This is a genomic window from Caulobacter sp. GW456-12-1-14-TSB4, from assembly GCF_059424195.1.
In genome coordinates, this window is record NZ_JBWKZF010000001.1 from 31,585 (window position 1) to 55,945 (window position 24,361).

Here is a 24,361-nt window from a genome sequence, read left to right on the forward strand (position 1 = left end):
TCTCTCTATGAGAGAGGGGTTGGGAGAGGCGGCCAAATCCTCGCGCTGACCCCGCCGCCCTCGCGGTTGCCGATCACCAGCTTGCCGCCAAACCGCTTGATCAGCCGCTCAGCCGTCGGGATGCCCAGACCGAACCCGCCGGTATCGCGCGCCCGCGCCGCATCGCCCCGGAAGAACGGCTCGTAGATCCGCGCCATGGCGTCGGCGGTCAGGCCCGGCCCCTGGTCCAGCACCTCGATCAGCGGGCCGTCCGGACCGTCGATCAGCCGCACCCTGGCTTGCCCGCCGAAGCGCACGGCGTTGTCGATGAGGCGGATCAGCGCCTGCTCCAGCGGGCCGCGATGGGTGATGACCTCCAGGCTCTGGCCGCCCTCGTAGCGCACGGCGTCCGGCCAGCGGGCCGTGATCCCCTGGATCAGCGAGGGCAGATCGACGACCTCGGCGGTGCTGGCCGAGTGCTGGGCGCGCAGCCAGTCGGCCAGCGACTTCAGCATCGCGTCCAGCTCGCCGACATTGTCAGAGATCAGCGCCTTGATGTCGTCGGGCTCGATATAGTCCGCCGCCAGGGTCATGCGGGCCAAGGGCGTGCGCAGGTCGTGGCTGAGCGCCTCCATCGCCTTGGCCTGGTCCTCGATCAGCCCGGCGATGCGGCGCTGCATGTCGTTGAAGGCCCGCCCCAGCTCGACGATGTCGTTGGGCCCCTCGACCACGATCGGCGACGGCGGCGCCTCGCCGACGTGACGCGACGCCTGGGTCAGACGGCGCAAAGGCTCGCCCAGCTGGCGCAGGGCGTAGGCGCCTAGGGCCACGCAGACCAAGGAGAAGACCAGGGTCGTGGCCACAGCGCGCAGGGCGATCGGCCAGGGCCGGGGGAAGTTGCGCGAGCGGAAGGTCAGCCAGCGGCCGTCCTCCAGCCCCATGACGCCGACCAGGTCGCGGCCGCCCTCGGGGCGGCTCTCGGACCACAGGCGCAGCGGCCGGTTGGCCAGGATCGGCTCCCACTGGCGGACATAGTCGGCGATGGCGCCAGCCTCGGCGGCTTGGTCGCGCGTGACCGGCGGCCCTTCCGGCGGCAGGGCCACGACCTCGGCCTCCATGTAGTGCGAGGTCATGACCTTGTCGAAATCGGCCTGGCCCAGCTTGGCGACCCGCTCGCCGACGACCAGCAGCTCGCCGATCCGCCGGGCGTGGTCCTCGCGCAGGGTCTGGCGATCGATGGCGCTGTAGAAGGCCACGCTGGCGCACAGCTGCAGCAGCACGATGGCGACCACCACCCAGATGGATCGCCCCACGAAGCCGCGAGAGCGGCCCAGAACCTTGCGCACCGTCAGTGTCATGCCGCGAGGCTAACGAAGCCGGCGGCGCTAGGCCACTAAGGGTTGGCCCCGAAGCCCTTCAGGAAGCCCGCCACCTGGTCCGCCGGCATCGGCCGGCCGAAGTGATAGCCCTGCACCTGGTCGCAGCCATAGTGCTCGAGCGCCTTCAACTGGTCGGCGTCCTCGACGCCCTCGGCCACGACCTTCATGCCCATGGAGGTGCCGAGCGTGATGACGGCCTTCACGATGGCCTCGTCCTCGGTGTTCTGGACGAAGGACTTGTCGATCTTCAGGCGGTCGATCGGGAACTGGCGCAGATTGGCCAAGCTGGCGTAGCCGGTGCCGAAGTCGTCCAGCGCGATCATCACGCCGGCGTCGTGCAGCTGCTTGACCGTGCTGCTGACCAGGTCCGAGCCCCAGCCCATATAGACGTTCTCGGTGACCTCGATGGTCAGGCGCTCGCACGGCACGTTCCAGCGGGCCAGACGCTCCTGGATCTCCTGGGCCAGGCGACCTGAGCGGAACTGGGCCGAGCTGATATTGACCGCCACGCGGCCGAACTCGACGCCCTGGTCCAGCCACTCGCGCATCTGGCGTAGCGCCGCCTCGAAGGCGACATCGCCCAGCTTCAAGGACAGGTCCTGGTCCTCGAAGGCCGGCATGAAGCGGGCCGGGGTCAGCACGCCCTGCTCGGGGTGGATCCAGCGCATCAGGGCCTCGAAACCGGCGACCTTGTTCTCGCGGATATCGACGACCGGTTGGTAGAACAGGGTGAACTCGCCGTCGGCCAGGGCCATGCGGACATCGCGCAGCAGCTCGATCCGCTGCTCGACCTCCGAGCGCATCGACGGCTCGAACACGATGCTGCGGTTCCGACCGGCCTCCTTGGCGCGATACAGCGCGATGTCGGCGTTCTTGATCATGTGAGCCGGATCGGCGTCCGGGTCGCCGTGCAGGGCCGCCCCGATGCTGGCGCTGGCCGTGAAGCTGCGGCCGCCATGTTCGATCGGCTGACGCAGCAGATCCTGCAGCTTGACAATCGGCCGCAGCATGTCGGCCTCGCCGTGCAGGCCGCGCAGGATCACCGCGAACTCGTCGCCGCCCAGGCGCGCGACGGTGTCGTTGCTGCGGAAGGCGTGCTGCAGCATGCCGGCCAGGCGCTTGAGCAATTCGTCGCCGGCGTCATGGCCCAGGGTGTCGTTGATGTCCTTGAAGTGATCGACGTCGATCATGATCAGGCCGAACATCTCGCCCAGGCTCTCGGACGCCAGCACGGCCTCCTGGAAACGGTGCTGGAACAGGGCGCGGTTGGGCAGGCCGGTGAGCGCGTCACGGAAGGCCAGGGTCTCGATCGCCTCGGTGTGCCGGCGGCGGTCGGTGATGTCCTTGAACAGGTTGACCAGTTTCTCGGGTCTGCCGTCGGCGCCGACGAACACCTTGCCGACCGAGCGGACCCAGGTCTCGATCCCGTCGGGACGATTGAGCTTGAACTCGAAGACCCGCGCCTCGCCGATCTTGCGGCTGGCCACCAGGTCGGCGCAGCGCTGGCGGTCGTCGGGATGGACGATGTCCAGCGGATCGTCCTTGAAGACGCAGTATTTCTGCAGCTCGGGCGCGTTGCCCGAGAAATAGAGCGCCTTGGTCCGCAGGTCGTATTCACGGACCAGCAGGTCGTCCAGCTCCAGGGCCATGGTCAGGCGCTGCTTGTCGCGCTCGGCGCGCAGCACGCTATCGGCATAGCCCGTCACGTCGCGGGCGGTGATCATCACCGCGTAGCTATCGTCTCCATCTCGGCAGGCGCTGAACTCGGTGCGCCACACGTGCTGAACGCCCTCGGCGTCCAGGGTCGGCAGGTAGCGCGAGAAGGCGACGCCTTCCTCGGCGCAGGCCAGCAGCACCCCGACGTCCTCGGAGGCCACCAAGCCGCCGGCCCCGGCGTCGTCGCCGATCGTCAGGCTGGGCGCGATCCCTTGCGCCGCCCACTCGCGGCTGACCGCGACCAGCGTCAGGTCGCGGTCCAGCAGGGCCGCGGCGAACGGAATCTCGCGAATGAATTCGCCGAACGCGCGCGCACGCGCCTTGGACAGGGCGCGCGTGGCGGTATCGGCTTCCAGGATCGGTTGGATAGCCAAGGCTTCAGTCTTCATGCGTGTCGGCTTTCCGACTTTGTTTTTATTGAGCGTTTCCAATCCCACATATTGGTGTTCGTTCGATAAGAAAGTGTTTGCGACGACCACACAGCGTCAGGACGCATTGTCGCTCCTCAAGGAACGCGCGAGCGCAGAAAGACGGCCCACACTGGCCATGCGTTGAGAATTCCTGGGCGCGCGGGCGGCCAAGCCGCATTGACAAGCCGGGCCGGGGCTCCGAAAACGCCCCGCGCTTTACTTGTCCGATCCTCTTCCCGAGTTTTCGATGACCTACATCGTCACCGACGCCTGCGTCCGCTGCAAGTTCATGGATTGCGTGGAGGTGTGCCCGGTCGACTGCTTCTACGAGGGCGAGAACTTCCTCGTCATCAATCCGGACGAATGCATCGACTGCGGGGTCTGCGAACCCGAGTGCCCGATCGACGCCATCAAGCCCGACACCGAGGACGAGGCGGACGGCAAGTGGCTGAAGATCAACGCCGACTACGCCAAGGTCTGGCCGAACATCACGGTCAAGGGCGAGCCGCCCGCCGACCGCGAGGATTTCGAGCGCGAGACCGACAAGTTCGAGAAGTACTTCAGCGAAAAGCCGGGCAAGGGTTCCTAACCCCAGCCTCGATTTCTCAAGCTTGATCCCCCGCCAGGCCGCGAAAGCTTGGCGGCGCGCCGCGCATTGCCGGACGCAACCCTTTCATAGGGCTGAATTTTATGCTATTGTCGCTACCGACGTGACGGTTGCGGCTCTTCGCGACGGTCCGTCTTGTCGAAGAAGTCGGTTCGAGAAGCTATTCGGACCGGCCCGCCCGATCGAAGGCGAAGGTGTCTTAGAGATCTATTCCCAATCCTGACAGGCTTAGCCCCGCGCACATGATTTCGCGGAGCAAGGACCTGTCGTTTTTGATTTGGGGATTGGTCACGGCGTTCGGGCCCCGAGGGCCCGCATAGATGAGGACGAACATGAGCAAGACTGGTCTGGAATTCTCGGTCGGCGATCACGTCGTTTACCCCGCGCACGGCGTGGGCACTATTCAGGCGGTCGAGACCCAGGAAGTGGCCGGTATGTCGCTCGAAGTCTACGTCATCACCTTCGACCACGAGAAGATGACCCTGCGCGTCCCGACCAAGAAGGCCAAGACGGCCGGCCTGCGTCCGCTCGCGGAAGGCGGCACCGTCAGCCAAGCCCTGACCACCCTGAAGGGCCGCGCCCGCGTGAAGCGCACCATGTGGTCGCGCCGCGCCCAGGAATACGAAGCCAAGATCAACTCGGGCGACCTGATCTCGATCGCCGAGGTGGTCCGCGACCTGCACCGCGCCGAGAACCAGCCGGAACAGTCCTATTCGGAACGCCAGCTGTATGAATCGGCCCTGGACCGCATGGCCCGCGAAGTCGCCGCCATCGAACGCATCGACCGCGAAGCCGCCATCGGCATCTTGACCAAGTCGCTGGTCAAGGCCGCCTAAGGCAGCCTTCTCCGGCTTCGGAACACGAAGACGCCCTCCGCCCAGCGGAGGGCGTTTTTGTTTGCGCGAACGCCTCTGAAGAACGTCGGTTGACCAGATCGATGACAAGTGTCAACGTCGATTCGTTGACAACTGTCATCGTGAGGCGAGGCCATGGCGGACATGAAGATCAGCTCGGCGGAGAGCGTGGTGATGGAGGCGCTGTGGCGGCGCAGCCCCCTCACCTCGGAGGCGATCATCACCGAGGTCGGCGAGCCGAATGGCTGGACCGAGGGCACCGTGAAGGTGCTGATCAGCCGCCTGGTCAAGAAGAAGGCCGTGGCCGCCCAGGCCGACGGCCGCCGGTATCTCTATTCGCCGCTGGTCTCGCGTCAGGCCTATGTCGGCACGGAAAGCCAGGGCCTGCTGGACCGCCTGTTCGGCGGCCGCCTGGCGCCGCTGGTCACGCACTTCTCCGAGACCGAGACGCTCAGCGACGAGGACATCGCCGAGCTGAAGGCCCTGATCGAGAAGATGGGTAAATGAGCGCGGCGATCCTGACCGCCGCCGTCCTCAAGACCAACCTGGTCCTGGCCCTCGCCGTGCTGGCGATCCTGGCCCTGCGCCGCCCCGTGCGCCGGCGCTTCGGACCGCTGGCCGGCTACGCCCTGTGGCTGGTCGCGCCGATCTGCCTGGCGGCCAGCCTCGCGCCCGTCCATGCGCCGCCGGTCGTGGCCGCGCCCGTCCTCACGCTGGTCGGCGCCGGCGCGAAGGGCCTGGCCCCGGTCGCGCGGCAGGCCGTGAGCCTGGCGCCGCTGCTGACGGCGGTCTGGGCGGTCGGCGCGCTGGTCACGGCGTCGTTCTTCGCCCTGCGTCAGGTCCAATTCGTCCGCACCCTGGGTCGTCTGACGCCGCTGGAGAGCGATCCCGCCATCCTGCGCGGCGAGCATCTGGGCGGCGGCCCGATGCTGCTGGGCGCGCTGCGGCCACGCATCGTCGTGCCGGCCGATTTCGAGACGCGGTTTTCGGGCCTGGCCCGGCGCCTGGTCCTCGACCATGAGCGCGTCCACCAGGCGCGCGGCGATGCGGCGGTCAACGCGCTGGTCGTGGCCCTCCGTTGCCTCGCTTGGTTCAACCCCGTGGTCCACCTGGGGGCCCGTCGCTTCCGCGTCGATCAGGAGATCGCCTGCGACGCCGCCGTCACCGCGGCCCGCCCCGACACCCGGCGGCTCTATGCCGAGCTGCTGCTCGGCGCCGCCATGACCCCTTTTTCCGCGCCGTTCGGCTGCCACTGGCCGGCGACCGGCGTCCATCCCCTGAAGGAGAGACTGTTGATGCTGAATGTTGTCTCCACAACGACCGCCCGCCGGCGGCTCGGCCTGGCCCTGGTCGGCGCGATCGCCCTGGCCGGCGCCGGGACGGTCTGGGCGGCCAATCCCGCGCCCGAGCCCTACATGACCGCGCCCGACTGGGCGACGAAGCCCACCGCCCAGGACATGGCGCGCTTCTACCCGCCAGAAGCGCAGAAGACCAAGCTGGAGGGGATGGCCATGATCGACTGCCGCGTGACGATCGAAGGCAAGCTGACCAAGTGCAAGGTCGTCCGGGAAGGCCCCGAGCAGGCTGGCTTTGGCCAGGCGGCGATCCAGCTCAGCGAGTACTTCCAGATGAAACCCGCCACCTTGAACGGTAAGCCGACCGCCGGCGGCGTGGTCCGCATCCCGCTGAAGTTCTCGGTTCCCTAGCCTTTCGAAGGCGCTCCGCAAGGAGCGCCTTCTTCGCTGGGGTCAGACGGCTTCCCGCGCTCGTCGCGCCGCCTCGACCATGTTGGCCACGGCGGCCTTGGTCTCGGGCCATTTGCGGGTCTTCAGGCCGCAGTCGGGATTGACCCACAGCTGGCCGGTCGAGAGCCGCGCCTGGGCAGCCGTCAGCAGCTGCGCCATCTCCTCGACCGACGGCACACGCGGGGAATGGATGTCGTAGACGCCCGGGCCGATCTCGGCCGGATAGGCATAGCCGGCGAAGGCGTCCAGCAGCTCCATCTTCGAGCGCGCCGTCTCGATCGAGATCACGTCGGCGTCCATCGCCCCGATGGCGGCGATGATGTCGTTGAACTCCGAGTAGCACATGTGGGTGTGGATCTGGGTCGCGTCGGCCACGCCCGAGGCGGTCAGACGGAAGGCCTCGACGGCCCAGTCCAGATAGGCGTCCCAGTCGGCGCGGCGCAGGGGCAGGCCTTCGCGCAGGGCCGCCTCGTCGATCTGGATGATCCTGGCGCCGGCCGCCTCCAGGTCGACGACCTCGTCGCGGATGGCGAGAGCGATCTGGCGACAGGCCAGTTCGCGCGGGACATCGTCGCGGACGAACGACCAGTTCAGGATCGTCACTGGACCGGTCAGCATGCCCTTCACCGGCCGCTCGGTCAGGCTCTGGGCGTAGCGCCACCATTCCACCGTCATCGCCTTGGGCCGCGAGACGTCGCCGAACAGGATCGGCGGCCGCACGCAGCGCGAGCCGTAGGACTGCACCCAGGCGGACTTGGTGAAGACGAAGCCCGACAGCTGCTCGCCGAAATACTGGACCATGTCGTTGCGCTCGAACTCGCCGTGCACCAGCACGTCGAGGCCGGCCTCTTCCTGCCAGCGGATGGCGCGCTCGGTCTCCTCGCGAAGGAAGGTCTCGTAGGCCGCATCGGTCAGCTCGCCCTTGCCGTGGGCCGAGCGGGCCTTGCGGACGTCCTCGGTCTGCGGGAACGAGCCGATGGTCGTGGTCGGGAAGGCCGGCAGGTCCAGTTGCTGGGCGCGGCGGCGGTCGAACGCGGCGTTGCGGCGGGCCATGGCCTCGGTCGTGGCCGAGACGCGCGCGGCGACGGCCGGGTCGTGGATCTTCGGCGAGACGCGGCGGACCTGGGCGGCTTCAGAGCTGGCGGCCAGTTCAGCGGCGACGCTGGCGCGGCCAGCGTTCAGCGCCTTGGCCAGCACGGCCAGCTCCTCGATCTTCTGGACGGCGAAGGCCAGCCACTGGCGGACCTCGGGATCGATCGCGGTCTCCAGGGCCAGGTCGATCGGCGTGTGCAGCAGGGAACACGACGGGGCCAGGACGATGCGGTCCGCGCCGCGCTGGGCGACGACGGGCTCCAGGCGGTCCAGCAGCTTTTCCAGATCGGCGCGCCAGACGTTGCGGCCGTCGATCACGCCCAGCGACAGGACCAGGCTCTCGCGACTGGCGGCCAGGGCGGCCTCCAGCTCCTGCGGCGCGCGGACGAGGTCCAGATGGACGCCGGCGACCGGCAGGTTCACGGCCGTCGACAGGTTTTCGCCATAGCCGCCGAAATAGCTGGTCAGCATCAGGCGCAGGTCGGGCGCGGCATGGGTCAGGGCGCCATAGGCCCGGCGCAGCTCCCCGCGTTCGAAGTCGGTGAGGTCCAGAGCAAGGCACGGCTCGTCGATCTGCACCCAGTCGGCGCCGGCCTCGGCCAGGCGCTGCAACACCTGCGCATAGACCGGCAACAGGGCCGACAGCAGCGACAGCCGCGCGAAGTCAGCGTCCTTGGTCTTGGCCAGCTTCAGGAACGTCACCGGACCGAGCAGCACCGGACGAGTGTGGACGCCCTGCGATCTGGCCTCCAGGAACTCGTCGATGGGCTTGGTCGAGGACAGGGCGAAGGCCTGGCCACGTGACACCTCTGGCGCCAGGTAGTGGTAGTTGGTGTCGAACCACTTGGTCATTTCCTGCGCCGGGACGCCGGTCTTCGTCCCGTGGTCATGGCCGCAAGCGGCCAGCTCGACGCCCTGGCTGCCGCGCGCCATGGCGAAATAGGTGTCCAGCGACACCTCACCGCCGGTCCAACCGTAGAGCGCCGGGATCGCGCCCACGAGGACGCTGGTGTCTAGCACCTGATCGTAGAACGAGAAGTCATTGGACGGCACATGATCCGCGCCCAGGGCGAGCTGACGGCCCCAGGTCTTGGCGCGCAGCTCGGCGGCGACGGCCAGCAGCGCGGCCGGATCGCTGTGGCCGGACCAGTAGCGTTCGAGGGCGGTCTTCAGCTCGCGCTTGGGACCAATGCGGGGGAAGCCGAGTGTGGCGACGGTGACGGTCATTCTTGAAAAGCCTCTGCCGGTGTTGTGGCGAGGCTGATCGGGGCGCGCGCGGACAAGCGCGCACGGATGAGGGTCCGGTCACGCCGTAAAGCATGCGACCAGACCGGACACCCCGCCGGAGGACGTTATCTGTCGAGGCAGGTCTCCTGGCTCACGGGTCGTCACCCCTGCCCTGGCCTTCCCGACACGCCGCCGAACCAGCTTCGGCGCGTCAGTGACACGTAACGGACAGCGGCTCGCCGCTCACAGTTGCGGGGGCAGCGCCGGATTCGGGGTTTCACGCCCTCACCGACTTCCCTCTTAGCTCCGGGCGCGAACGCCCGCAGACCACGACGCGGGCAATAGGCGCTGGAACGGCGCGGGCGTCAAGAAGGATATAAAGATATCTTTATATGATGTAGAGGCAGCGGAACGATCAGTCCTCGTCCGCTATCGATTGCACCGGCCGAACGAAGCGGGATAGCTGAGAGTCAGGCAGCGAAGGGCTCTCATGACCGCAAAGGCCGATCCGATCGCCCCGCCAAGCGCGGTCACGCGCTTCCTGGCCTCAGCCCCGCCCTGGGTGTTCGCCCTCTATGGCGGCCTGTCGTCGTTCGCCGTCTATTTCGCCATGTTCGGCTATCGCAAGCCATTCACGGCCGCCGCCTATGACCACCCGGACGGCTGGCCGTTCGCGATCGACTTCAAGATCGCCCTCGTCATCGCCCAGGTCGCCGGCTACGCCACCGCCAAGTTCATCGGGGTCAAGGTGATCTCCGAGATGCGGGCCAACCACCGGGCCATGGCCATCCTGACCCTGATCTTCGGGGCGCAGATGGCGCTGCTGCTGTTCGGGACCCTGCCGACGGTGATCGGGCCGATGGCCATGTACCTGAACGGCCTGTGCCTTGGGATGATCTGGGGCCTGGTGTTCGGATTCCTGGAGGGCCGCCGCCTGACCGAGGTGCTGGGGGCCATGCTGTGCGCCAGCTTCATCCTGTCGTCGGGCGTGGCCAAGTCGGTCGGCAAGATGCTGCTGCTGGCCCATGTCGACGAGAAGTGGATGCCGGCCGTCTCGGGCCTGGTGTTCACGCCGCTGTTGCTGATCGCCGTGGTCGCCCTGGCCCAACTCCCGCCGCCCAGCGCCGCCGACGAGGCCGAGCGGGTGCGCCGCGCGCCGATGAGCCGCCAGGACCGCATCGCGCTCTTCGCCGCCCACGCCCCGGCCCTGGTACTGCTGATCGCGGTCTATGTGATGCTGACCGCCCTGCGCGATTTCCGCGACAACTTCTCGGCCGAGATCTGGACCGAGCTGGGCTTCAAGAACGCCGCGGCGATCTTCACCCTGTCGGAGCTGCCGGTGGCGGCCATCGTGCTGATCGGCCTGGCCGCCCTGATGGGCGTCAGGGACAATCGCCGGGCGGTGGCCTTCAACATCGGCTTCGTGGCGCTGGGTTTTGTGCTGTTGGGCGCCTCGACCCTGGCGTTTCAACTGCATGTGCTCAGCCCCGTCTGGTGGATGATCCTGGCCGGCGCGGGCCTCTACATGGGCTACACACCGTTCAACGCCATGCTGTTCGACCGGATGATCGCCGCCACCGGCAAGGTCGGCACGGCGGGCTTCCTGATCTATGTGGCGGACTCGTTCGGCTATGTCGGCAGCATCTCGCTGCTGCTGGTGAAGTCCTTCGGCCACTTCGACATCGCCTGGGGCCAGTTCCTGGCGGTCGGGGCCTATGTCGCCTGCGGCCTGGGCTTCATCGGCCTGTTCTTCGCCCACCGTCTTCTGTCGAGGCTCTGACATGGCTCTGCGTAAGATCAGCCTGCGCGCGCGCCGCGCGCTCTTCGCGTTCCTGAAAGACGAGGCAGCCGGCGGCTATGTACTGATGGGCGCCGCCGCCCTGGCTCTGATCGTCGCCAACTCGCCGCTGTCTGAGGCCTATTTCCACGCCCTGCACCAGAAGCTGGGGCCGATGGGCGCTCAGCACTGGATCAACGACGGCCTGATGGCGCTGTTCTTCCTGCTGGTGGGCCTGGAGATCAAGCGCGAGGTGCTGGACGGCCAGCTGTCCAAGCCCGCGGACGTGCTGCTGCCCGGCGCGGCGGCCCTGGGCGGGGTGATCCTGCCGGCGGCGATCTACCTGGCCTTCAATCTCAAGCATCCCGACAGCATCGCCGGCTGGGCCATCCCGTCGGCCACCGACATCGCCTTCGCCTTAGGGGTCCTGGCCCTGATGGGCCCGCGCGTGCCGACGTCGCTGAAGGTGTTCCTGACCGCCATCGCCATCATGGACGACCTGGCGGCCATCGTGATCATCGCCCTGTTCTACACCGCGCAGCTGCACCTGCTGGCCCTGGCCGGCGCCGGGATCGTGCTGCTGGTCCTGATCGCCCTCAACCGGCTGAAGGTGTTGACGCTGTGGCCCTATCTGCTGCTGGGCGCGGTGCTGTGGGTGCTGGTGCTGAAGTCGGGCATCCATGCCACCCTGGCCGGCGTCGCCCTGGCCCTGACCATTCCGCTCAGAGCCGACGACCACTCGCCACTGCATCGGCTGGAGCACGCCCTGCACAAGCCGGTGGCCTTCGTCATCACCCCGCTGTTCGGCTTCGCCAACGCCGGGCTGTCGTTCGCTGGTGTCGGCGTGGCGGCCCTGCTGGATCCCGTGCCGCTGGGCGTGGCCCTGGGTCTCTTCCTGGGCAAGCAGGTCGGCGTGTTCGGCGTCACCTTCGGCCTGGTCAAGCTGGGGTGGGCGCGGCTGCCGCGAGGAGCCAATTTCAGCCAGCTCTACGGCGTGGCGGTGCTGTGCGGCGTCGGCTTCACCATGAGCCTGTTCATCGGCGGCCTGGCCTTCAAGGACCCGCACCTGATCGACGAGACCAAGATCGGGGTGCTGGCCGGATCCCTGGCCTCGGCGCTGGTCGGCATGGCGATCTTGCGACTGGCCCGGCCCAGCGCCGCTTGAGCGAAGAAGCAGAAGTCCTAAAGCCGCTGGTCGATCGGCGCGGGGGCTAGGCTGACCGCGCCGGGCAACCGCGCTTTCAGACGCAGGGCCGGCTTCTCGATCAGGAACCACGACGCCGCCGCGAACGGCAGGGTCAGGGCCAGCGAGGTCAGTACGTTCAGTCGGCCATGCTCGGCCAGCACCTGCTGCAGCGGGAAGCTGTAGATATACAGGCCGTACGACAGGTCGGCCGGCAGCCTGGGCGCGGTCATCCGGCCCAGGGCGATGACGGCCAGCGGCAGTCCCAGGAACCAGGCCGGGGTCGGCAGTATCGCCAGGCCGATCGCGGCCGTCCAGGCCGGTGGCTTGACCTCGAACGCCTCCAGCGCCGCGCCGCACAGGAACAGCCAGCCGTTCAGCGTCGCCAGCGAAGCCAGCCGCGCCAGCTCGCCGCGGGCGTCCAGTCCGGTGAAGTGCACCGCCAGGAACGCGCCGGCCGCCAGCAGCGCCAGCCCGGCCAGCACCGGCGCGCGGACCAACCGCAGAGCGCCCAGCAACGCCAGGCCCAGATAGGCGGTGAACTCCAGCCGCAGGCTCCACAGCGAGCCGTTGACGACATTGGGATAGGGCGCGTGGGCGAAGACGCCCGGCAGGTCGTACGTGACCGCGTAGAGGCTGAGGTTCTTGAGCACATAGGTCAGCGGCGTGAGGCTGCTGAAATACTCGGAAACCGGCAGGTTGCTGACCAGCGGACCGAGCACACAGGCCGTCAGCAACAGAGCCGCCAGCAGGCCCGGCGCGATACGTAACACCCGCTTGGCCATGAAGGCGCCGACGCCCGGCGTCCGGCGCAGGCTGGCCGTCACCAGATAGCCGCTGATCACGAAGAAGATCCCGACGCCCAGCGCGCCGGGGTCCGGACCCCACCCGATCATCCAGGGCGGGGCGCCGTTCAACACGCGCGCGTGGTGGACCACCACCAGCGCGGCCGCGATCAGCCGAAGGTGATCGAAGCCGTTCGCTGCTGAGCCGGGCCGGGACACGCTTCCTGCTTAAGGGCGCCCGTCCCGGCCTGGCAAGCCGTTAGCCGAACAGCGGTACGGGTCCGCGCCCACCGCCGTTCCAGGTGCTCCAGTTGGGGAACACATAGGGCAGGTCAGCGGCGCTGACGCCGTACCACCGCGCGATGGCGCCAATATACTCCTCGGTGGCGATCGACGGGATCCAGCGGCCGTCGTTGGAGGCGTCCTCGTCGCCGCCGAAGGTCATGTCCGGATAGCGGCCGTGGACCTTGCCGTTGGCCAGGGCCCCACCGACCACCAGGTGGTTGGAGCCCCAGGCGTGGTCGGTGCCGCCGCTGGCGTTGCCTTTGAACACGCGGCCAAAGTCCGACATCGTGAAGGCGGTGACGTTGTCCTGCAGACCCAGAGACTTCATGGCGTTGTAGAAGCCGGCGAGGGCCATGGCCAGATCAGCGTACAGCGTGTTGTGCGCCGACTGCTCGTTGGTATGGGTGTCGTAGCCGCCCTGGCTGACGAAGAACGTCTGCTTGGCGTGGCCCAGCGTTCCCCGAGCCTCGATCATTCGGGCAGAACGTAGCAACTGACGGGACACATCCGAGGTCAGGGCCGCGCCCGTGGTCGGGTTCACGAAGTACTTGTCGACGGCCGAGGTCGACCAGATTATCGCGTTCGCGGCGACCGCCTGACCGTAGGCCGAGCTCATGCCCTTGCCTGTCAGATCGGTGATGGCGCCGTAGGAGGCGCCATCGGAGAACACGTCCAGCGCGGCCTGCCGAGCCTTGACGGCCGCATCGGTGCTGTTGGCGACGTAGCCGCTGCGAACAATCGTACCGCTGGCCGGGAGTATGAGCGGCGCGCTGCGGTCGCCGATCAGGGCGAGTTGGGAGCCCGCGAACGAGATGAGAGGCGGCAGGTCGGCCGCCTGCGCGCGGTCATTCAGGCGCCCCATGAAGCCGTCCTTGTTGGTGGCGCGGGTTCGCATGCCCTGCCACTGGTTCTGCTGATCCTCATGGGACATCAGGTTGAGCGGCCGCAGGTCCGGACGACTGGTATAGAGGGCCTTGGTCAAGGGCGCGAAGAGCGTGCCGGTATTGAGCACCACGCCCAACCCGCCTTCATCCCAGACCGCTTTCAACGGCGCCATAGCGCCATGCAGGCCGAAGGCCGTGCCGGTCAGCGGCACGAGACTGGTCTGGGCCAGGGCCAGGGCCGAGCCGCGCTGCTTGGCGTAGTCGGCATAGCGGCCATCGGTGGGCGCGACCATGTTCCAGGCATCGTTGCCGCCGAACAGGAAGACCCCGACCATGGCGCGGTAGTCGCCACCCTCAGCCGCCAGAGCGCTGGAAAGACCGAGCTGACCCAGGGCCGCGACGGCCGAGCCGCCCGCGACCATCTGCATGATTTCACGACGAGAAATGGTCATGGCTACGCTTACCGATCGACTTGGAAAAGCGGCGACGACGCCGCGAGATAGAGGGCGACCTGGGCGCGCTTGCGTGTCTGCGCGGCGGGGTCGTTGTTCTTGATGGCGACCATGGCGGCCGTCATCGCCTGGCGTTGAGCCGTCGTCATCGTGCCGTTCAGCAGGACGAGGTTGATCCGATCGATGATCTTGCCATCGTCCGTGCCGTTGGCTTCCCAACTGGCCCAGTTGGGCACGGCGCCGACGGCGCCCAGGGTCGGCTTGAACTCGCTGCGCGTGGCGTCGCCACCCACCGTCCAGTCGTAGACGAAGTTATGCCGGGCGATGATCGTCGAGGTGGTCATCAGCTTGGTGACCGGGCTGATCAGGCCATCGCCCTGCGGCAGCGGGAAATCGTAGGGGTAGTAGTTGAACACCGACGGCGCGCGGAACGGGGCCTGCCCCATGCCAGCGTCGCGGGTCGTGAAGGCGTAGCCGTCGGTGGTGAAGCCGATCGCCCGGGCCAGCGAGGTGGCCAGCAGCACCGGCTCCTTGACCTTGCCCGGCATCTGCGAACCGACGCGCGCCTCGGTGTCCAGATAGATCGCCCGGATCACGGCCTTCATGTCTCCGCGTACGCCCGCGCCGTTGTCGGCGAAGACGGCGGCGACACGGCTGACATAGGCCGGTGTCGGGTTGGCCAGGATCAGCTGCTGGATCAACCGCTTGCAGATGAAGGGTCCGGTATTGGGGTGGTTGAACACCGCGTCGACGACCGCGTCGATGCTGGCCTGCTGGGTGGCGTTGGCCGCGACGGTCTTGCCCAGGAAGGTCTTGGCGCCGGTGTCGTAGCGGGCGGCGTAGACCACCATCGGCTTCGTCCAGTCGCGATTGACGTTGTCGGTCAGGGCCGCGTTGTTGAGACGGGCATAGGTCCAGCCGCTCAGAGCCCGGGCCACCTCCTTGACGTCGGTGTTGCTGTAGGTGGGGATCGTCGCGCCGGTGTTGTCGGTCTGCGGCGTGCCATCGGCGTTCAACAGCACGGTCCCGACGGAGAACAGCTGCATCATCTCGCGCGCGTAGTTCTCGTTCGGCTGGCTCTTGTTGCTGTCGGCCATGTCCAGGTAGTCGCCCATGTACGGGTTCAGGGTGACCGCCTTGAGGATGTCCCGGTAGTTGCCGAAGGCGTTCGACAGCAGGATCTGGTTGAAGGTCGCCAAGCCCGCCGTGTTGTGGACCTCGACCTCGGACGCGACGACGATCTGCGACAGGGCGAAGGCCACCCGCTGGCGCAACTGGTCGTCCTTGCCGATGGCGTTGGCGTAGAACCGCATTTGCATCGGCGTGGCCGAGAAGTTGTCGCGATTGCAGCTGGTCAGATCCGCGCCGGTCAGGGCGGAGCAGAAAGTGCTCTGCACGGGATTGGCCAGGTCGGCATAGCTGCTGGTCGCGAGCGAGAGTTGCTCGTTGATCCATGCCTCGGGGCTGCCCAGGGCCAGGATGCGATCGATCAACTCCGGCGTCGGGCCGAAGCTGCCTTGCTTGGCCAGGCGCGCGGCCGCCTCCGGCGTGAACTCGATGGGCGCAGTGGGGAAGGTGCCGGCCGAGCCGCCGGTCGAAATCCCGGCCGCCTTTTCGCCGCCGGTCGAGGCGGCGCCGCCACCGCTGGAGCCACCACCGCCACAGGCGGTGAGGAAGACGGCCAAACTCAGCGCCGCGGCCGAGCCAAAATACTGTTTACGCATGACAAGGTCCCTGACGCGCCGCGAGGGGTCGGCGCGCCTTGAGCTGGAAAACCAGGAAAAATCGAAAGGGCGGTTGGGCTTAGCGGTCCTGGAAGACGACCTCCCGGACCGCTCGGACACCGCCTTGGCGGTGCAGTTGAACGAAGACATCGACGACGCGCCGGACATGATCGACGACGTCGGCGCGACGAAGATTGGCCCCGGCCTGCAGCGCCATCAGCGCCAGTTGATCGACCGCGCCGGCCGGATCGTCGGCATGGACCGTGGTCATGGAGCCCGGGTGGCCGCTGGACACCGCGCGCAGGAACGAGAAGGCTTCAGCCCCGCGCAGCTCGCCCAGGATGATCCGGTCGGGGCGCAGGCGCAGCGAGGCCTGCAGCAGGTCCTCGGTCGAAACCCGCGCCTCGCCCTGCTCGCCGCGCACGGCCACCAGGCCGACGGCGTTGGGGTGGACCAGGCGGATCTCGGGCGCGTCCTCGATCAGCACCAGGCGCTGGTCGAGCGGGACCTCCTTGAGGAGGGCGTTGAGGAAGGTGGTCTTGCCGGTCGAGGTGCCGCCGCTGACCACGATGTTCTTGCCGGCCCGCACGGCGCCGGCCAGGAAATTGCGGATGTCGCCGGCGTCGAGGAAGGCGCGCAGGACGGCGTCCGAATTGGTCTTCGGCGCCAGCACCTGGTCGAAGGCGCCGGACGCGGCGTAGTCGGTGAGGGACAGGTCGCTGACCACATGCTTGCGGATCGCCAGGGCAAGGCCCTCGCGCGTCGCCGGCGGGGCCACGACCTGCACCCGCGCGCCGTCGGGCAGCACGGCCGACAGCAGCGGATGCTCGCGGCTGACGCCCTGGCTGGACAGGCTGGCGACCTGGCGGGCCAGTCGCCACAGGTTGGTCTCGTCCAGCGCCGGGACCTCGACGCGTTCAGCGACGCCGCCCAGGCGCTCGACCCACAGTTCGCCGGGACGGTTCACATAGAGGTCCGTCACCGCCGGCTCGGCCAGCCAGGGCGCGAGCGGGGCGAGGTACGCCTCGAGATACACTCCGAGCTTGGCGGGCGCGGTCATTTGCGCACGCCCGAGAAGTCGAGGTCGCGGGCCACGAAGATCGTCACCGGCGCGCCCTGCGGCGTCTGGATGGTCGGGGCGACCTGATCGCTCTTCATCACCGTGCCGGCCAGGTTCGCGGCTTCGGAGGCCGAGCCGATATAGATCTGCGAGGTCGAGCGGGCATTGCCCACAGCCGCCACGCCGGCGTTCAGCACCGACATCAGTATCGAGCCGCCGAAGCGGCTGAAGAAGTGCCGATCGACCTTGCCCTCCAGGCCGCCGCGACCCAGCGGGTCGGCAGCCGGAGAAGCAATTTGTATCGAGACGCCGTCGGGGCGGATCACCCGGGTCCAGACCACGAAGACGCGCGAGGCGCCCATGGCCACGCCCGACTTGTACTGGCCGATCACCCGGCTGCCGCGCGGGATCAGCACGGTGGAGCCGTCGAAGCTCTTGATGTCGCGAGTGACCATGGCGCGCGCGAGGCCCGGCAGGTCGGAATTGATCGCCGTCTCCATCACCGCCGGGATCACCGCGCCCTGCGGGATCATGGCGTCGAGATTGCGCATGGCCGTGGCCTTGGCCGGCTCGGCGTCGCTGGTTCCGACACGGTCGGCGAACTTCTCGTCGGCGTTCAGGCCGGTGTCGGGCGTCACCTTGGCGGCCATCGGCGAGGCCGGGTCGACCTGGACATTGGCCTTGATCAGAGCCGGAGCCCCGCCGAAGTCGACCACCAGGGTCGGGGCCCGGCGGCGCTGGTCGAGGTCGGCCGGCGGCGTGGGCGGCAGCGGCTCGGCATTCATCGCCGCGACCTGAGCAGGGGTCGGCGGCAGGCTGTTGTTCTCGGTGAACTGCGGACCGGGGATGATCGCCGGCGGCGCGGCGGGCGCGGTCAGGGCGGTGGCGGCGATGACCTCGGCCTTGGCCGGACGCGACGGCCGGCCTTGCGCGTCGGCGCGGTGGCTGGCCATCAGCATGAACACCCCGACACCGAGCAGGCCAAAGCCCGCCATGATCACGGGCGTCGGCAAGCCGGCGTGCGCGCGGGCCACGACCGGGCGGACTTGAGCGTCGGCGGCGGCGAGGTCTTCCTGGACCTGGGCGGACTGACGGGGATCGGTCATCGGGTCACCCCGCCCTTCGGAGAAAGCGAGCTGAAGCCGGCGTTGGTTACGGTCAGGCTGGCCTTGCCCGAACGCAGGACGAAGCGCGGCGCCAGTTGGTCGACGACCAGGTAGCCGTCGCGGACGACGGCGTTGGCCAGACCCTCGACGCCGTCGGCGTTGACGACGAACACCGCCGGCAGGTCGGCCTGCTCGGGCCAGGCGAAATAGGTGGCCACGCCGTCGTCGAAGATGCGGGTCGGCTGAATGGCGGCGTCGCCCTTCACGGCATAGGCGCTGTTCTTGGCCACCGGCGCGGTGGGCGGAGCCGGCGGCGGCGGGGCCATCACCGCGACCGGCGCGGGGGCCGGGACGAGCATGCGCACCACATAGGCCAGGTCCTTGGTCGAGGCCTTCGGACCCGCGACGACCAGCTCGAACACGTAGCGGCGACGGTCGGTCACCACGGTCATGTTGGTGGCGGCCGTGCGGTCCAGGGGCTTGAGGAACAACAGGTTGGCCTTCTTGTTCGGCGTCACCTGCCAGCCCATGGCGTCGCCGATCGAGACGTTCTCGATCCGCTCGTCGGCGGCGAACTCCAGCATGGTCTGGATGCCGAAATAGCCGGTCAGGCGCACGACCTGGTCGGGGTCGTAGGCGACGGTGCGGATGCGCGAGTCGATCGCGCCGGGGCGCGGCGTCTCGGTCGCCAGGGCCGGGCCAGCCAGGGCGACGCCCAGGGCCAGCGCGGCCAGAAGGGTGCGGGAGTAAGCGAGGGTCACTGGTCTCTCCGGGCGCTGGAGGCGGCGCGGCGGGGGGCGGGTGTGCGGCGGTAGGTCTGGCCCAGCGGCGCGGCGGGGCCGGCGGCCTGGACGGTGGAGGTCGCGGTGCGGTCCGACACGACGGTGAGCATCCGCGTGCTGATCGGATCGGACGACGGGGCGGCGGTGTCGCGACGGTCCATGGCCACGGCGGCGGCGGCGATGGCGCCCGCGCGGCTCATCGGTTCGACCTGGGCGCTGGCGTAGCGGGTCGCGCCGGGGGCGGCGTTGCTGTCCGACCAGGCCGCGCCGGCCAGGCCGCGCGGCAGGCGCAGGCCGGCGGCGATGACGCCCAGGGCGATCACGGCCAGCAGCATGACCAGAGCGAAGACCGTGGTCAGCACCAGCACCGTCACGGCCGGATTGATGTCGAAGGCGGCGAACTGCTGGGCCGAGCGGGCCTCGGCGAGCGCGCGCAGCGACGGCGCCAGCATGGCCAGTTCGAGGGAAAGAGTCAGGGTCGCCACCAGCGGGGCCAGGGCCAGGGCGATCATCGCCTTCAGCCAGCCCTCGACCAGGCCGCGCGTGGCCTCGAACAGCGCCAGGCCGACGACCAAGGGCGCGAGCGCCAGCAGGATGGCGAGCACGACCTTGCTGGCCAGCAGCACGCCCAGGGTGGAGAGCACCAAGGTCATGCCGCCGGTATTGACCGCGAAGGCCCCGAAACCCGGACCGCCTTGCGTGGCGGCGGCGCCGACGCTGGCGCGGCGGGCCATCAGGGTCGCCGACTGCTGCAGGCCGTCGAAGGCGTCCTGCAAACGGGCGAACGGGGCCTGGCCGTCCAGCAGGATGCCGCCCAGCTCGGTCGGAGCTTTGGTCAGGGTGTCGTAGACCAGGGTCTGGAACAGGCCCCAGTTGGTGGCGAGCGCCACGACGATGCCGATCTTCAGCATAGACAGGGCGGCGTCACCGACACGCAGACCGCCACGGCCCAGGATCAGGCGATAGCCGATGAACACGATGTAGAGCGTCAGCAGACCGGTCAGCAGCAGGCCGACCGGCGAGCCCGGTCCGGCCAGGGCGGCGAAGCCGCTCTGCGCCAGGTCGTGCACCCGGCAGTCGACCGAGCCGATCAGGCCCGGGACCATCGGCGCGTCGACGGGAAGCTGTGCGCAAGATCCCATCACGCGGCCTTCACCAGCTGGGCCATCCAGGCCTGCGGATCGTCGCCCAGCTGTTCGCGCAGGGCGTCCAGCTTGCGCACGGACGTCTCGCGGCCCGACAGCACGGTCAGCAGTTCCGGCGAGCCGGCCAGGTTCAGGCGGGCCACGACGCTGTCGGTCCCGTGCTTGATCAGGAAGCAGCGCGAGGTGTCCGGCAGGGTCTTCACCAGCTCGAACTCGTGCTGGGTCAGGCCGAAGCCTTCGCAATAGTCCTTCGCCTGGGCCTTGGGATTGGCCATGAAGATCTGGGTCGCGGCCTGCTCGATGATGGCGCTGGCGATGCGGCTTTCCAGGGCGTCCTGGGCGCTCTGGGTGGCGAAGCCGACCACGCCGTTGCGCTTGCGCAGGGTCTTTTCCCAGTCGCGGATGCGGGCGACGAAGACATCGTCGTCCAGGGCCTTCCAGCCCTCGTCGATGACGATCAGGGTCGGGTGACCGTCCAGGCGCTGCTCCACGCGATGGAACAGGTACATCATGGCCGGTGTCCGCAGGGCCGGGTCGTCCAGCAGCTGGGTCATGTCGAAGCCCAGGGTCGCCGCGTCGAGATCCAGGCCATCGGCCTCGTTGTCGAACAGCCAGGCGTGCTCCCCTGCCCCGTGCCAGGGCGCGAGACGGGCGGCGAGGTCGGCGGCGTCGGGACGGCGCGCGCCCCGGAACAGCTCGGCGAAATAGCGCAGGCGGCGCAAGGTCGGAGCCTGGTCGAAGCTGGCGTCGACGGCGTCCTTGATCCGCGCGGCGTCGTCGGCCGTCAGGGTCTCGCCCGGGACCGAGACCAGCTTGGCGACCCACTCGGTCAGGAACTTTCGGTTGGCGGCCGTGTCGGCCAGGGCCAGCGGGTTGAAGCCCGTCGGCTGGCCCGGACGCAGGGTCTCGTAGCGGCCGCCGATGGCGCGCAGGAAGATCTCCGCGCCGCGGTCCTTGTCGAAGAACACGATGCGCGGGCTGTACTTGCGGGCCTGGGCCAGCAGGAAGTTCAGCACCACGGTCTTGCCCGAGCCCGACGGGCCGATGACCGTGAAGTTGCCGAGATCGCCCTTGTGGAAGTTGAAGTGGTACGGGCCGGCCGAGGTGGTCTCCAGCAGGGTCACCGCATGACCCCAGTGATTGCCGTCGGCCTGGCCGACCGGGAAGTTGTGGCCGCTGGCGAAGCCGGCGAAATTGGCGGTCGAGATCAGCGCCTTGCGGGCGATGTCCTTGAAGTTGCCGGGGAACTGCGCCCAGAAGGCCGGCTCCAGATTGATGTCCTCGCGCACGGCGATGGCGCCCATCTCGGTGAAGGCCGACATCACCTCGGCGGCCGAGCGGTCGAGGCCCTCCAGGCTTTCGCCGCGCACCAGCACGGTCAGGTGATGCTCGCCGAAGGCGGCGCGACCCGAGACGGCGTCGTCCTTGGCGCGGGTCAGGTCGGCGCGCAGCGACAGGCCGTCATCGTCGGCGGCCTTCATGCGGCGCAAAGCCAGGTTCATCCGCTCCAGGGTCGGCTGGCGGTCCACGAAGCCGAAGCTCTGGGTGACGACCATCTCGCACGGCAGGCGCAGTAGGTCGTCCAGCATCCCCGGCGTGGTCTGGGCCGGATAGTCCTTGATCGAGACCATGGCCCCGAAGCCGCGCGCCAGGGCGCCGGCGCGCGACAGCTCCAGCGTTTCCAGGCCGAAGCTGGCGCGGCGGTACGGCAGGTACTCGCCGGCGTCGCCCTGCGGCACGAGCACCGGGCGCATCTCGCCATTGTAGAGGCAGGACAGGAATTCCAGCGGCTCGGAGCAGCGGCCGCTCACACCGTCATAGGTCGAGAGCACGCGGGCGCCATAGGGCGCGAGCGCCGAGATCAGGCTGCCCGTGGCGCTGTCCAGCTCGCGGCGGTCGGCGGCCTGGACGGCGGCGGCCTCGGCCTTGCCGGTCCCCTTCAGGGCGCGCAGGAAACCGTCGATCACCCCGCCATGGCCCTGCAGCGGGCGGCGAACGATGGTGAGGAACAGGTCGTTGACGTAGAGCTTCCGCGCGGCCAGGCGCTCGCTCCAGGTCGCATCGAGATCGGCGCTGAAGGCGTCCGGGAAAGCGCCCTGCGTGCGGGCGTCGACCTGGCGGCGGACCACGTGGTGGTAGATGGCGAACCGCGAGCTGGCGAGGCCCCGCAGCATCACGTCGCGCACGGCCTTGCGATAGTTCAGCTCCTCGCTGTCGGCCGTCTCGAACGGCAGGCCGGCCAGGTGGATGACCTGCATCAAGAGGCCGTCGCGCGTCTCCAGCGTGACGTCGTCCAGGTGACGGGCGTACGGCAGGCGCTTGCCGGCCGTGATTTCCTTCTTCGGGTTCATGCGCTGTAGCTGTTGCATCGCCAGGCCCGGAAATTGGGAACGCGGGGGCAGCGGCTGACCTTGGTCAGCCACAGGTCGAAGATGCGCGGTTCACGCAGGCAGGCCGCGTAGCCGATCGCGTGGATCACCAGCGCGGCCGCGATGGCCCAGAACGACTTGGTGATCAGGAAGAGTTCGGCCGTCACCACCCCGTTCAGCACGAAGTAGCTGTAGGTCACGCCCGCGAACATCTGCGGGCGCGTCAGGGCGCCGAACACCACGTCGCGATCCAGCGGCGCGGCCATGGCTCAGGCCGCGCCCGAGGCGGCGCGGATGCCGCTGACGATCGTCGTGGCGCCGAACAGGATGAAGCAGCCCAGGATGACCGTCGCGCCGTAGCGCCAGTTCAGGCGGCCCGTCAGCATCATGAAGCCGACGGCGGCCACGGCCATCACGGCCACGGCGGTGGCGACATTGCCCATCAGCGAGCCTTGCAGCCACATGACGCCGGCCAGCAGGGCGCTGGAGCCTTGCGGATCGGACTGCACGGCCTGGGCGTGGGCTTGGCTAGCGGTGGCCACGAGGGCGGTGGCGAGCGCGGCGAGAGACTTACGCATCACTGGGGAGCTCCAAGAACAGGGACGGCGATGGACGCGCCCGTCGCGGCCATGCGGCCGAGGATCGAGGTCACGTAGGCTTGGGTTTCGGCGTAGGGCGGGACGCCGCCGTGCTTACGGACGGCGGCGGGGCCGGCGTTGTAGGCGGCCAGGGCCAGACGGACGTCGCCGCCGAACGTCGACATCATCCGGCGCAGATAGAGCGCGCCGCCACGGATGTTCTGCACCGGATCGTGCGGATCGACACCCAGGTCGCGGGCGGTGCCCGGCATCAGCTGCATGACGCCGATGGCGCCCTTGTTCGAAAGCGCGTTTGAGCGGAAGCGGCTCTCGCGCCAGGCCACCGCCTCGACCAGCTTCGGATCCAGGGCGTAGGCGGTCGCGGCGGTCGAGATCTGCTGGCGCACCGAGTCGGTCCCGACCGGGAGGTCGGCGACGGGCGTCTCTTCGATCAGGGTCCTGGCGCCGTCGGCGGTGAACACGGTCGGACCGTCGAAACGGGTCACCGCGCCGTCGTCGCCGATCTCCAGCACCTGGGCGCGCGCCGGCTGGACGAACAGACAGGCCAGAAAAGCCGCCACGGCCAAGATTGCGGCCCGGCCAGCGAAATCGAAACTCAAGCTCGCCCCCTCGGACACAGACCAGTTTGGTTAACTGAAATGTATCTGGAGCCATGAGTCGGCGTAATGCGTCAGGTTATCGCATTAAGGTTTTGATATTTTGGTCAAAATTACTGATCTATATGAACTTTTCATGCTCAAGCTTGCTGAAATGTCGACTACTGAACTCAAGATATTCTCGTTAACCAACAATTAACTCATGAACTCGGCGGATACTGTGCTTCCCAAAGATTGATCGTCGAACGGTGGAATTCAGCAAAACTTTGATGACGGACCGCAAACAAGATTGCCTGTGGATAGAATCACTCGTCAGCCTGCTGCTCAGTTTCGTCAGGGGCGTTCCATGTCAGCGTTGAACAAAACCAGGGACTGGCTGTCGCGTAACTTCGCGGGCAGCCTGCTGAGCGGATGGGTGATGATCGCGATCGTCGGGTGGTACAACGTCTTCCACTGAGCTCCGGTCACGGAGATTGGTGAACGTGGCTCACGAACTCGCTTAAGAAAATTCTATAATCCTTCGGCCATCCAGGCTCTAACCTGCGAAGCGACGCTGCCGCGTCGCAACCACCACCGCGCTCCTCCGCTTTATAGGGCTGGGCGTG

Annotated in this window: 20 protein-coding genes and 1 riboswitch; of the genes, 6 read left to right on the forward strand and 14 right to left on the reverse strand. The window is 68.2% G+C overall.

Annotation, left to right across the window (positions count from 1 at the left end; genetic code table 11):
• Positions 1-5: 5 nt before the first annotated feature.
• Complete coding sequence (locus AC07YH_RS00175) at positions 6-1,337, reverse strand: ATP-binding protein (protein ID WP_494744996.1); 1,332 nt, start codon at positions 1,335-1,337, stop codon at positions 6-8.
• A 35-nt stretch (positions 1,338-1,372) separates the two neighbouring features.
• Entirely contained in the window at positions 1,373-3,463 is a 2,091-nt protein-coding gene (locus AC07YH_RS00180; protein WP_494744997.1) for a putative bifunctional diguanylate cyclase/phosphodiesterase, read from the reverse strand.
• 268 nt (positions 3,464-3,731) lie between these two features.
• On the opposite strand from AC07YH_RS00180, the gene fdxA reads away from it, so the two are divergent.
• The 4 genes from fdxA to AC07YH_RS00200 all read left to right on the forward strand — a co-directional run bounded on the left by fdxA (position 3,732) and on the right by AC07YH_RS00200 (position 6,651).
• Positions 3,732-4,073, forward strand: a complete 342-nt coding sequence (gene fdxA, locus AC07YH_RS00185; protein ID WP_494744998.1) for a ferredoxin FdxA — start codon at positions 3,732-3,734, stop codon at positions 4,071-4,073.
• A gap of 350 nt (positions 4,074-4,423) precedes the next feature.
• A complete protein-coding gene (locus AC07YH_RS00190) occupies positions 4,424-4,927 on the forward strand; it encodes a CarD family transcriptional regulator (protein WP_492814195.1) in 504 nt (167 codons plus the stop codon).
• Positions 4,928-5,089: 162 nt separating this feature from the next.
• Complete coding sequence (locus AC07YH_RS00195; protein ID WP_494745326.1) at positions 5,090-5,452, forward strand: BlaI/MecI/CopY family transcriptional regulator; 363 nt, start codon at positions 5,090-5,092, stop codon at positions 5,450-5,452.
• A complete protein-coding gene (locus tag AC07YH_RS00200) occupies positions 5,449-6,651 on the forward strand; it encodes a TonB family protein (RefSeq protein WP_494744999.1) in 1,203 nt (400 codons plus the stop codon). Before AC07YH_RS00195 ends, AC07YH_RS00200 begins: the two co-directional genes overlap by 4 nt.
• Before the next feature lie 42 nt (positions 6,652-6,693).
• Here the strand turns inward: AC07YH_RS00200 and metE are convergent, their stop codons facing one another.
• Positions 6,694-9,009, reverse strand: coding sequence for a 5-methyltetrahydropteroyltriglutamate--homocysteine S-methyltransferase (gene metE, locus AC07YH_RS00205; RefSeq protein WP_494745000.1), 2,316 nt, complete (start codon positions 9,007-9,009; stop codon positions 6,694-6,696).
• Between the two features lie 119 nt (positions 9,010-9,128).
• A riboswitch (cobalamin riboswitch) is annotated at positions 9,129-9,356 on the reverse strand.
• 143 nt (positions 9,357-9,499) lie between these two features.
• Between metE and AC07YH_RS00210 the strand changes: the two genes are divergently transcribed.
• Together AC07YH_RS00210 and nhaA are read left to right on the forward strand one after the other, a co-directional pair.
• Positions 9,500-10,789 carry a DUF5690 family protein gene (locus AC07YH_RS00210; protein WP_494745001.1) on the forward strand — a complete coding sequence of 430 codons (1,290 nt, stop codon included), beginning with the start codon at positions 9,500-9,502 and terminating at the stop codon, positions 10,787-10,789.
• A 1-nt stretch (position 10,790) separates the two neighbouring features.
• A complete protein-coding gene (gene nhaA, locus AC07YH_RS00215; protein WP_494745002.1) occupies positions 10,791-11,951 on the forward strand; it encodes a Na+/H+ antiporter NhaA in 1,161 nt (386 codons plus the stop codon).
• Positions 11,952-11,968: 17 nt separating this feature from the next.
• Here nhaA and AC07YH_RS00220 read toward each other — a convergent pair whose 3' ends face one another.
• From AC07YH_RS00220 to AC07YH_RS00270, 11 genes are all read right to left on the reverse strand, one after another.
• A complete protein-coding gene (locus AC07YH_RS00220; RefSeq protein ID WP_494745003.1) occupies positions 11,969-12,973 on the reverse strand; it encodes an acyltransferase family protein in 1,005 nt (334 codons plus the stop codon).
• 40 nt (positions 12,974-13,013) lie between these two features.
• On the reverse strand, positions 13,014-14,375 hold the full coding sequence (locus AC07YH_RS00225; RefSeq protein ID WP_494745004.1) for a DUF1501 domain-containing protein: 1,362 nt from the start codon (positions 14,373-14,375) through the stop codon (positions 13,014-13,016).
• Positions 14,376-14,383: 8 nt separating this feature from the next.
• Complete coding sequence (locus AC07YH_RS00230; protein WP_494745005.1) at positions 14,384-16,099, reverse strand: DUF1800 domain-containing protein; 1,716 nt, start codon at positions 16,097-16,099, stop codon at positions 14,384-14,386.
• Positions 16,100-16,178: 79 nt separating this feature from the next.
• Entirely contained in the window at positions 16,179-17,159 is a 981-nt protein-coding gene (gene virB11 / locus AC07YH_RS00235; protein ID WP_494745006.1) for a P-type DNA transfer ATPase VirB11, read from the reverse strand.
• Positions 17,156-18,265 (reverse strand): TrbI/VirB10 family protein, encoded by a 1,110-nt coding sequence (locus tag AC07YH_RS00240; RefSeq protein WP_494745007.1) that lies wholly within the window; start codon positions 18,263-18,265, stop codon positions 17,156-17,158. Before AC07YH_RS00240 ends, virB11 begins: the two co-directional genes overlap by 4 nt.
• On the reverse strand, positions 18,262-19,026 hold the full coding sequence (locus AC07YH_RS00245; protein ID WP_494745008.1) for a TrbG/VirB9 family P-type conjugative transfer protein: 765 nt from the start codon (positions 19,024-19,026) through the stop codon (positions 18,262-18,264). The genes AC07YH_RS00240 and AC07YH_RS00245 overlap by 4 nt, the downstream gene beginning before the upstream one ends.
• The gene (locus AC07YH_RS00250; RefSeq protein ID WP_494745009.1) at positions 19,023-20,189 is read right to left on the reverse strand and encodes a TrbL/VirB6 family protein; all 1,167 of its coding nucleotides are present in this window, start codon (positions 20,187-20,189) and stop codon (positions 19,023-19,025) included. Before AC07YH_RS00250 ends, AC07YH_RS00245 begins: the two co-directional genes overlap by 4 nt.
• Positions 20,189-22,543: a VirB4 family type IV secretion/conjugal transfer ATPase gene (locus tag AC07YH_RS00255; protein ID WP_494745010.1), complete on the reverse strand. Its 2,355-nt coding sequence runs from the start codon at positions 22,541-22,543 to the stop codon at positions 20,189-20,191. Before AC07YH_RS00255 ends, AC07YH_RS00250 begins: the two co-directional genes overlap by 1 nt.
• A complete protein-coding gene (locus AC07YH_RS00260) occupies positions 22,540-22,827 on the reverse strand; it encodes a VirB3 family type IV secretion system protein (RefSeq protein WP_494622619.1) in 288 nt (95 codons plus the stop codon). Before AC07YH_RS00260 ends, AC07YH_RS00255 begins: the two co-directional genes overlap by 4 nt.
• Before the next feature lie 3 nt (positions 22,828-22,830).
• A complete protein-coding gene (locus tag AC07YH_RS00265; protein WP_494745011.1) occupies positions 22,831-23,139 on the reverse strand; it encodes a TrbC/VirB2 family protein in 309 nt (102 codons plus the stop codon).
• Positions 23,139-23,759: a lytic transglycosylase domain-containing protein gene (locus AC07YH_RS00270; RefSeq protein WP_494745012.1), complete on the reverse strand. Its 621-nt coding sequence runs from the start codon at positions 23,757-23,759 to the stop codon at positions 23,139-23,141. The genes AC07YH_RS00265 and AC07YH_RS00270 overlap by 1 nt, the downstream gene beginning before the upstream one ends.
• Between the last annotated feature and the right edge of the window lie 602 nt (positions 23,760-24,361).

Coding starts and splice junctions, on each gene's coding strand:
- AC07YH_RS00175 (WP_494744996.1), bottom strand. CDS start 1,337: ATGACACTGACGGTGCGCAAGGTTCTGGGCCGCTCTCGCGGCTTCGTG.
- AC07YH_RS00180 (WP_494744997.1), bottom strand. CDS start 3,463: ATGAAGACTGAAGCCTTGGCTATCCAACCGATCCTGGAAGCCGATACC.
- fdxA (WP_494744998.1), top strand. CDS start 3,732: ATGACCTACATCGTCACCGACGCCTGCGTCCGCTGCAAGTTCATGGAT.
- AC07YH_RS00190 (WP_492814195.1), top strand. CDS start 4,424: ATGAGCAAGACTGGTCTGGAATTCTCGGTCGGCGATCACGTCGTTTAC.
- AC07YH_RS00195 (WP_494745326.1), top strand. CDS start 5,090: ATGAAGATCAGCTCGGCGGAGAGCGTGGTGATGGAGGCGCTGTGGCGG.
- AC07YH_RS00200 (WP_494744999.1), top strand. CDS start 5,449: ATGAGCGCGGCGATCCTGACCGCCGCCGTCCTCAAGACCAACCTGGTC.
- metE (WP_494745000.1), bottom strand. CDS start 9,009: ATGACCGTCACCGTCGCCACACTCGGCTTCCCCCGCATTGGTCCCAAG.
- AC07YH_RS00210 (WP_494745001.1), top strand. CDS start 9,500: ATGACCGCAAAGGCCGATCCGATCGCCCCGCCAAGCGCGGTCACGCGC.
- nhaA (WP_494745002.1), top strand. CDS start 10,791: ATGGCTCTGCGTAAGATCAGCCTGCGCGCGCGCCGCGCGCTCTTCGCG.
- AC07YH_RS00225 (WP_494745004.1), bottom strand. CDS start 14,375: ATGACCATTTCTCGTCGTGAAATCATGCAGATGGTCGCGGGCGGCTCG.
- AC07YH_RS00230 (WP_494745005.1), bottom strand. CDS start 16,099: ATGCGTAAACAGTATTTTGGCTCGGCCGCGGCGCTGAGTTTGGCCGTC.
- virB11 (WP_494745006.1), bottom strand. CDS start 17,159: ATGACCGCGCCCGCCAAGCTCGGAGTGTATCTCGAGGCGTACCTCGCC.
- AC07YH_RS00240 (WP_494745007.1), bottom strand. CDS start 18,265: ATGACCGATCCCCGTCAGTCCGCCCAGGTCCAGGAAGACCTCGCCGCC.
- AC07YH_RS00250 (WP_494745009.1), bottom strand. CDS start 20,189: ATGGGATCTTGCGCACAGCTTCCCGTCGACGCGCCGATGGTCCCGGGC.
- AC07YH_RS00255 (WP_494745010.1), bottom strand. CDS start 22,543: ATGAACCCGAAGAAGGAAATCACGGCCGGCAAGCGCCTGCCGTACGCC.
- AC07YH_RS00260 (WP_494622619.1), bottom strand. CDS start 22,827: ATGGCCGCGCCGCTGGATCGCGACGTGGTGTTCGGCGCCCTGACGCGC.
- AC07YH_RS00265 (WP_494745011.1), bottom strand. CDS start 23,139: ATGCGTAAGTCTCTCGCCGCGCTCGCCACCGCCCTCGTGGCCACCGCT.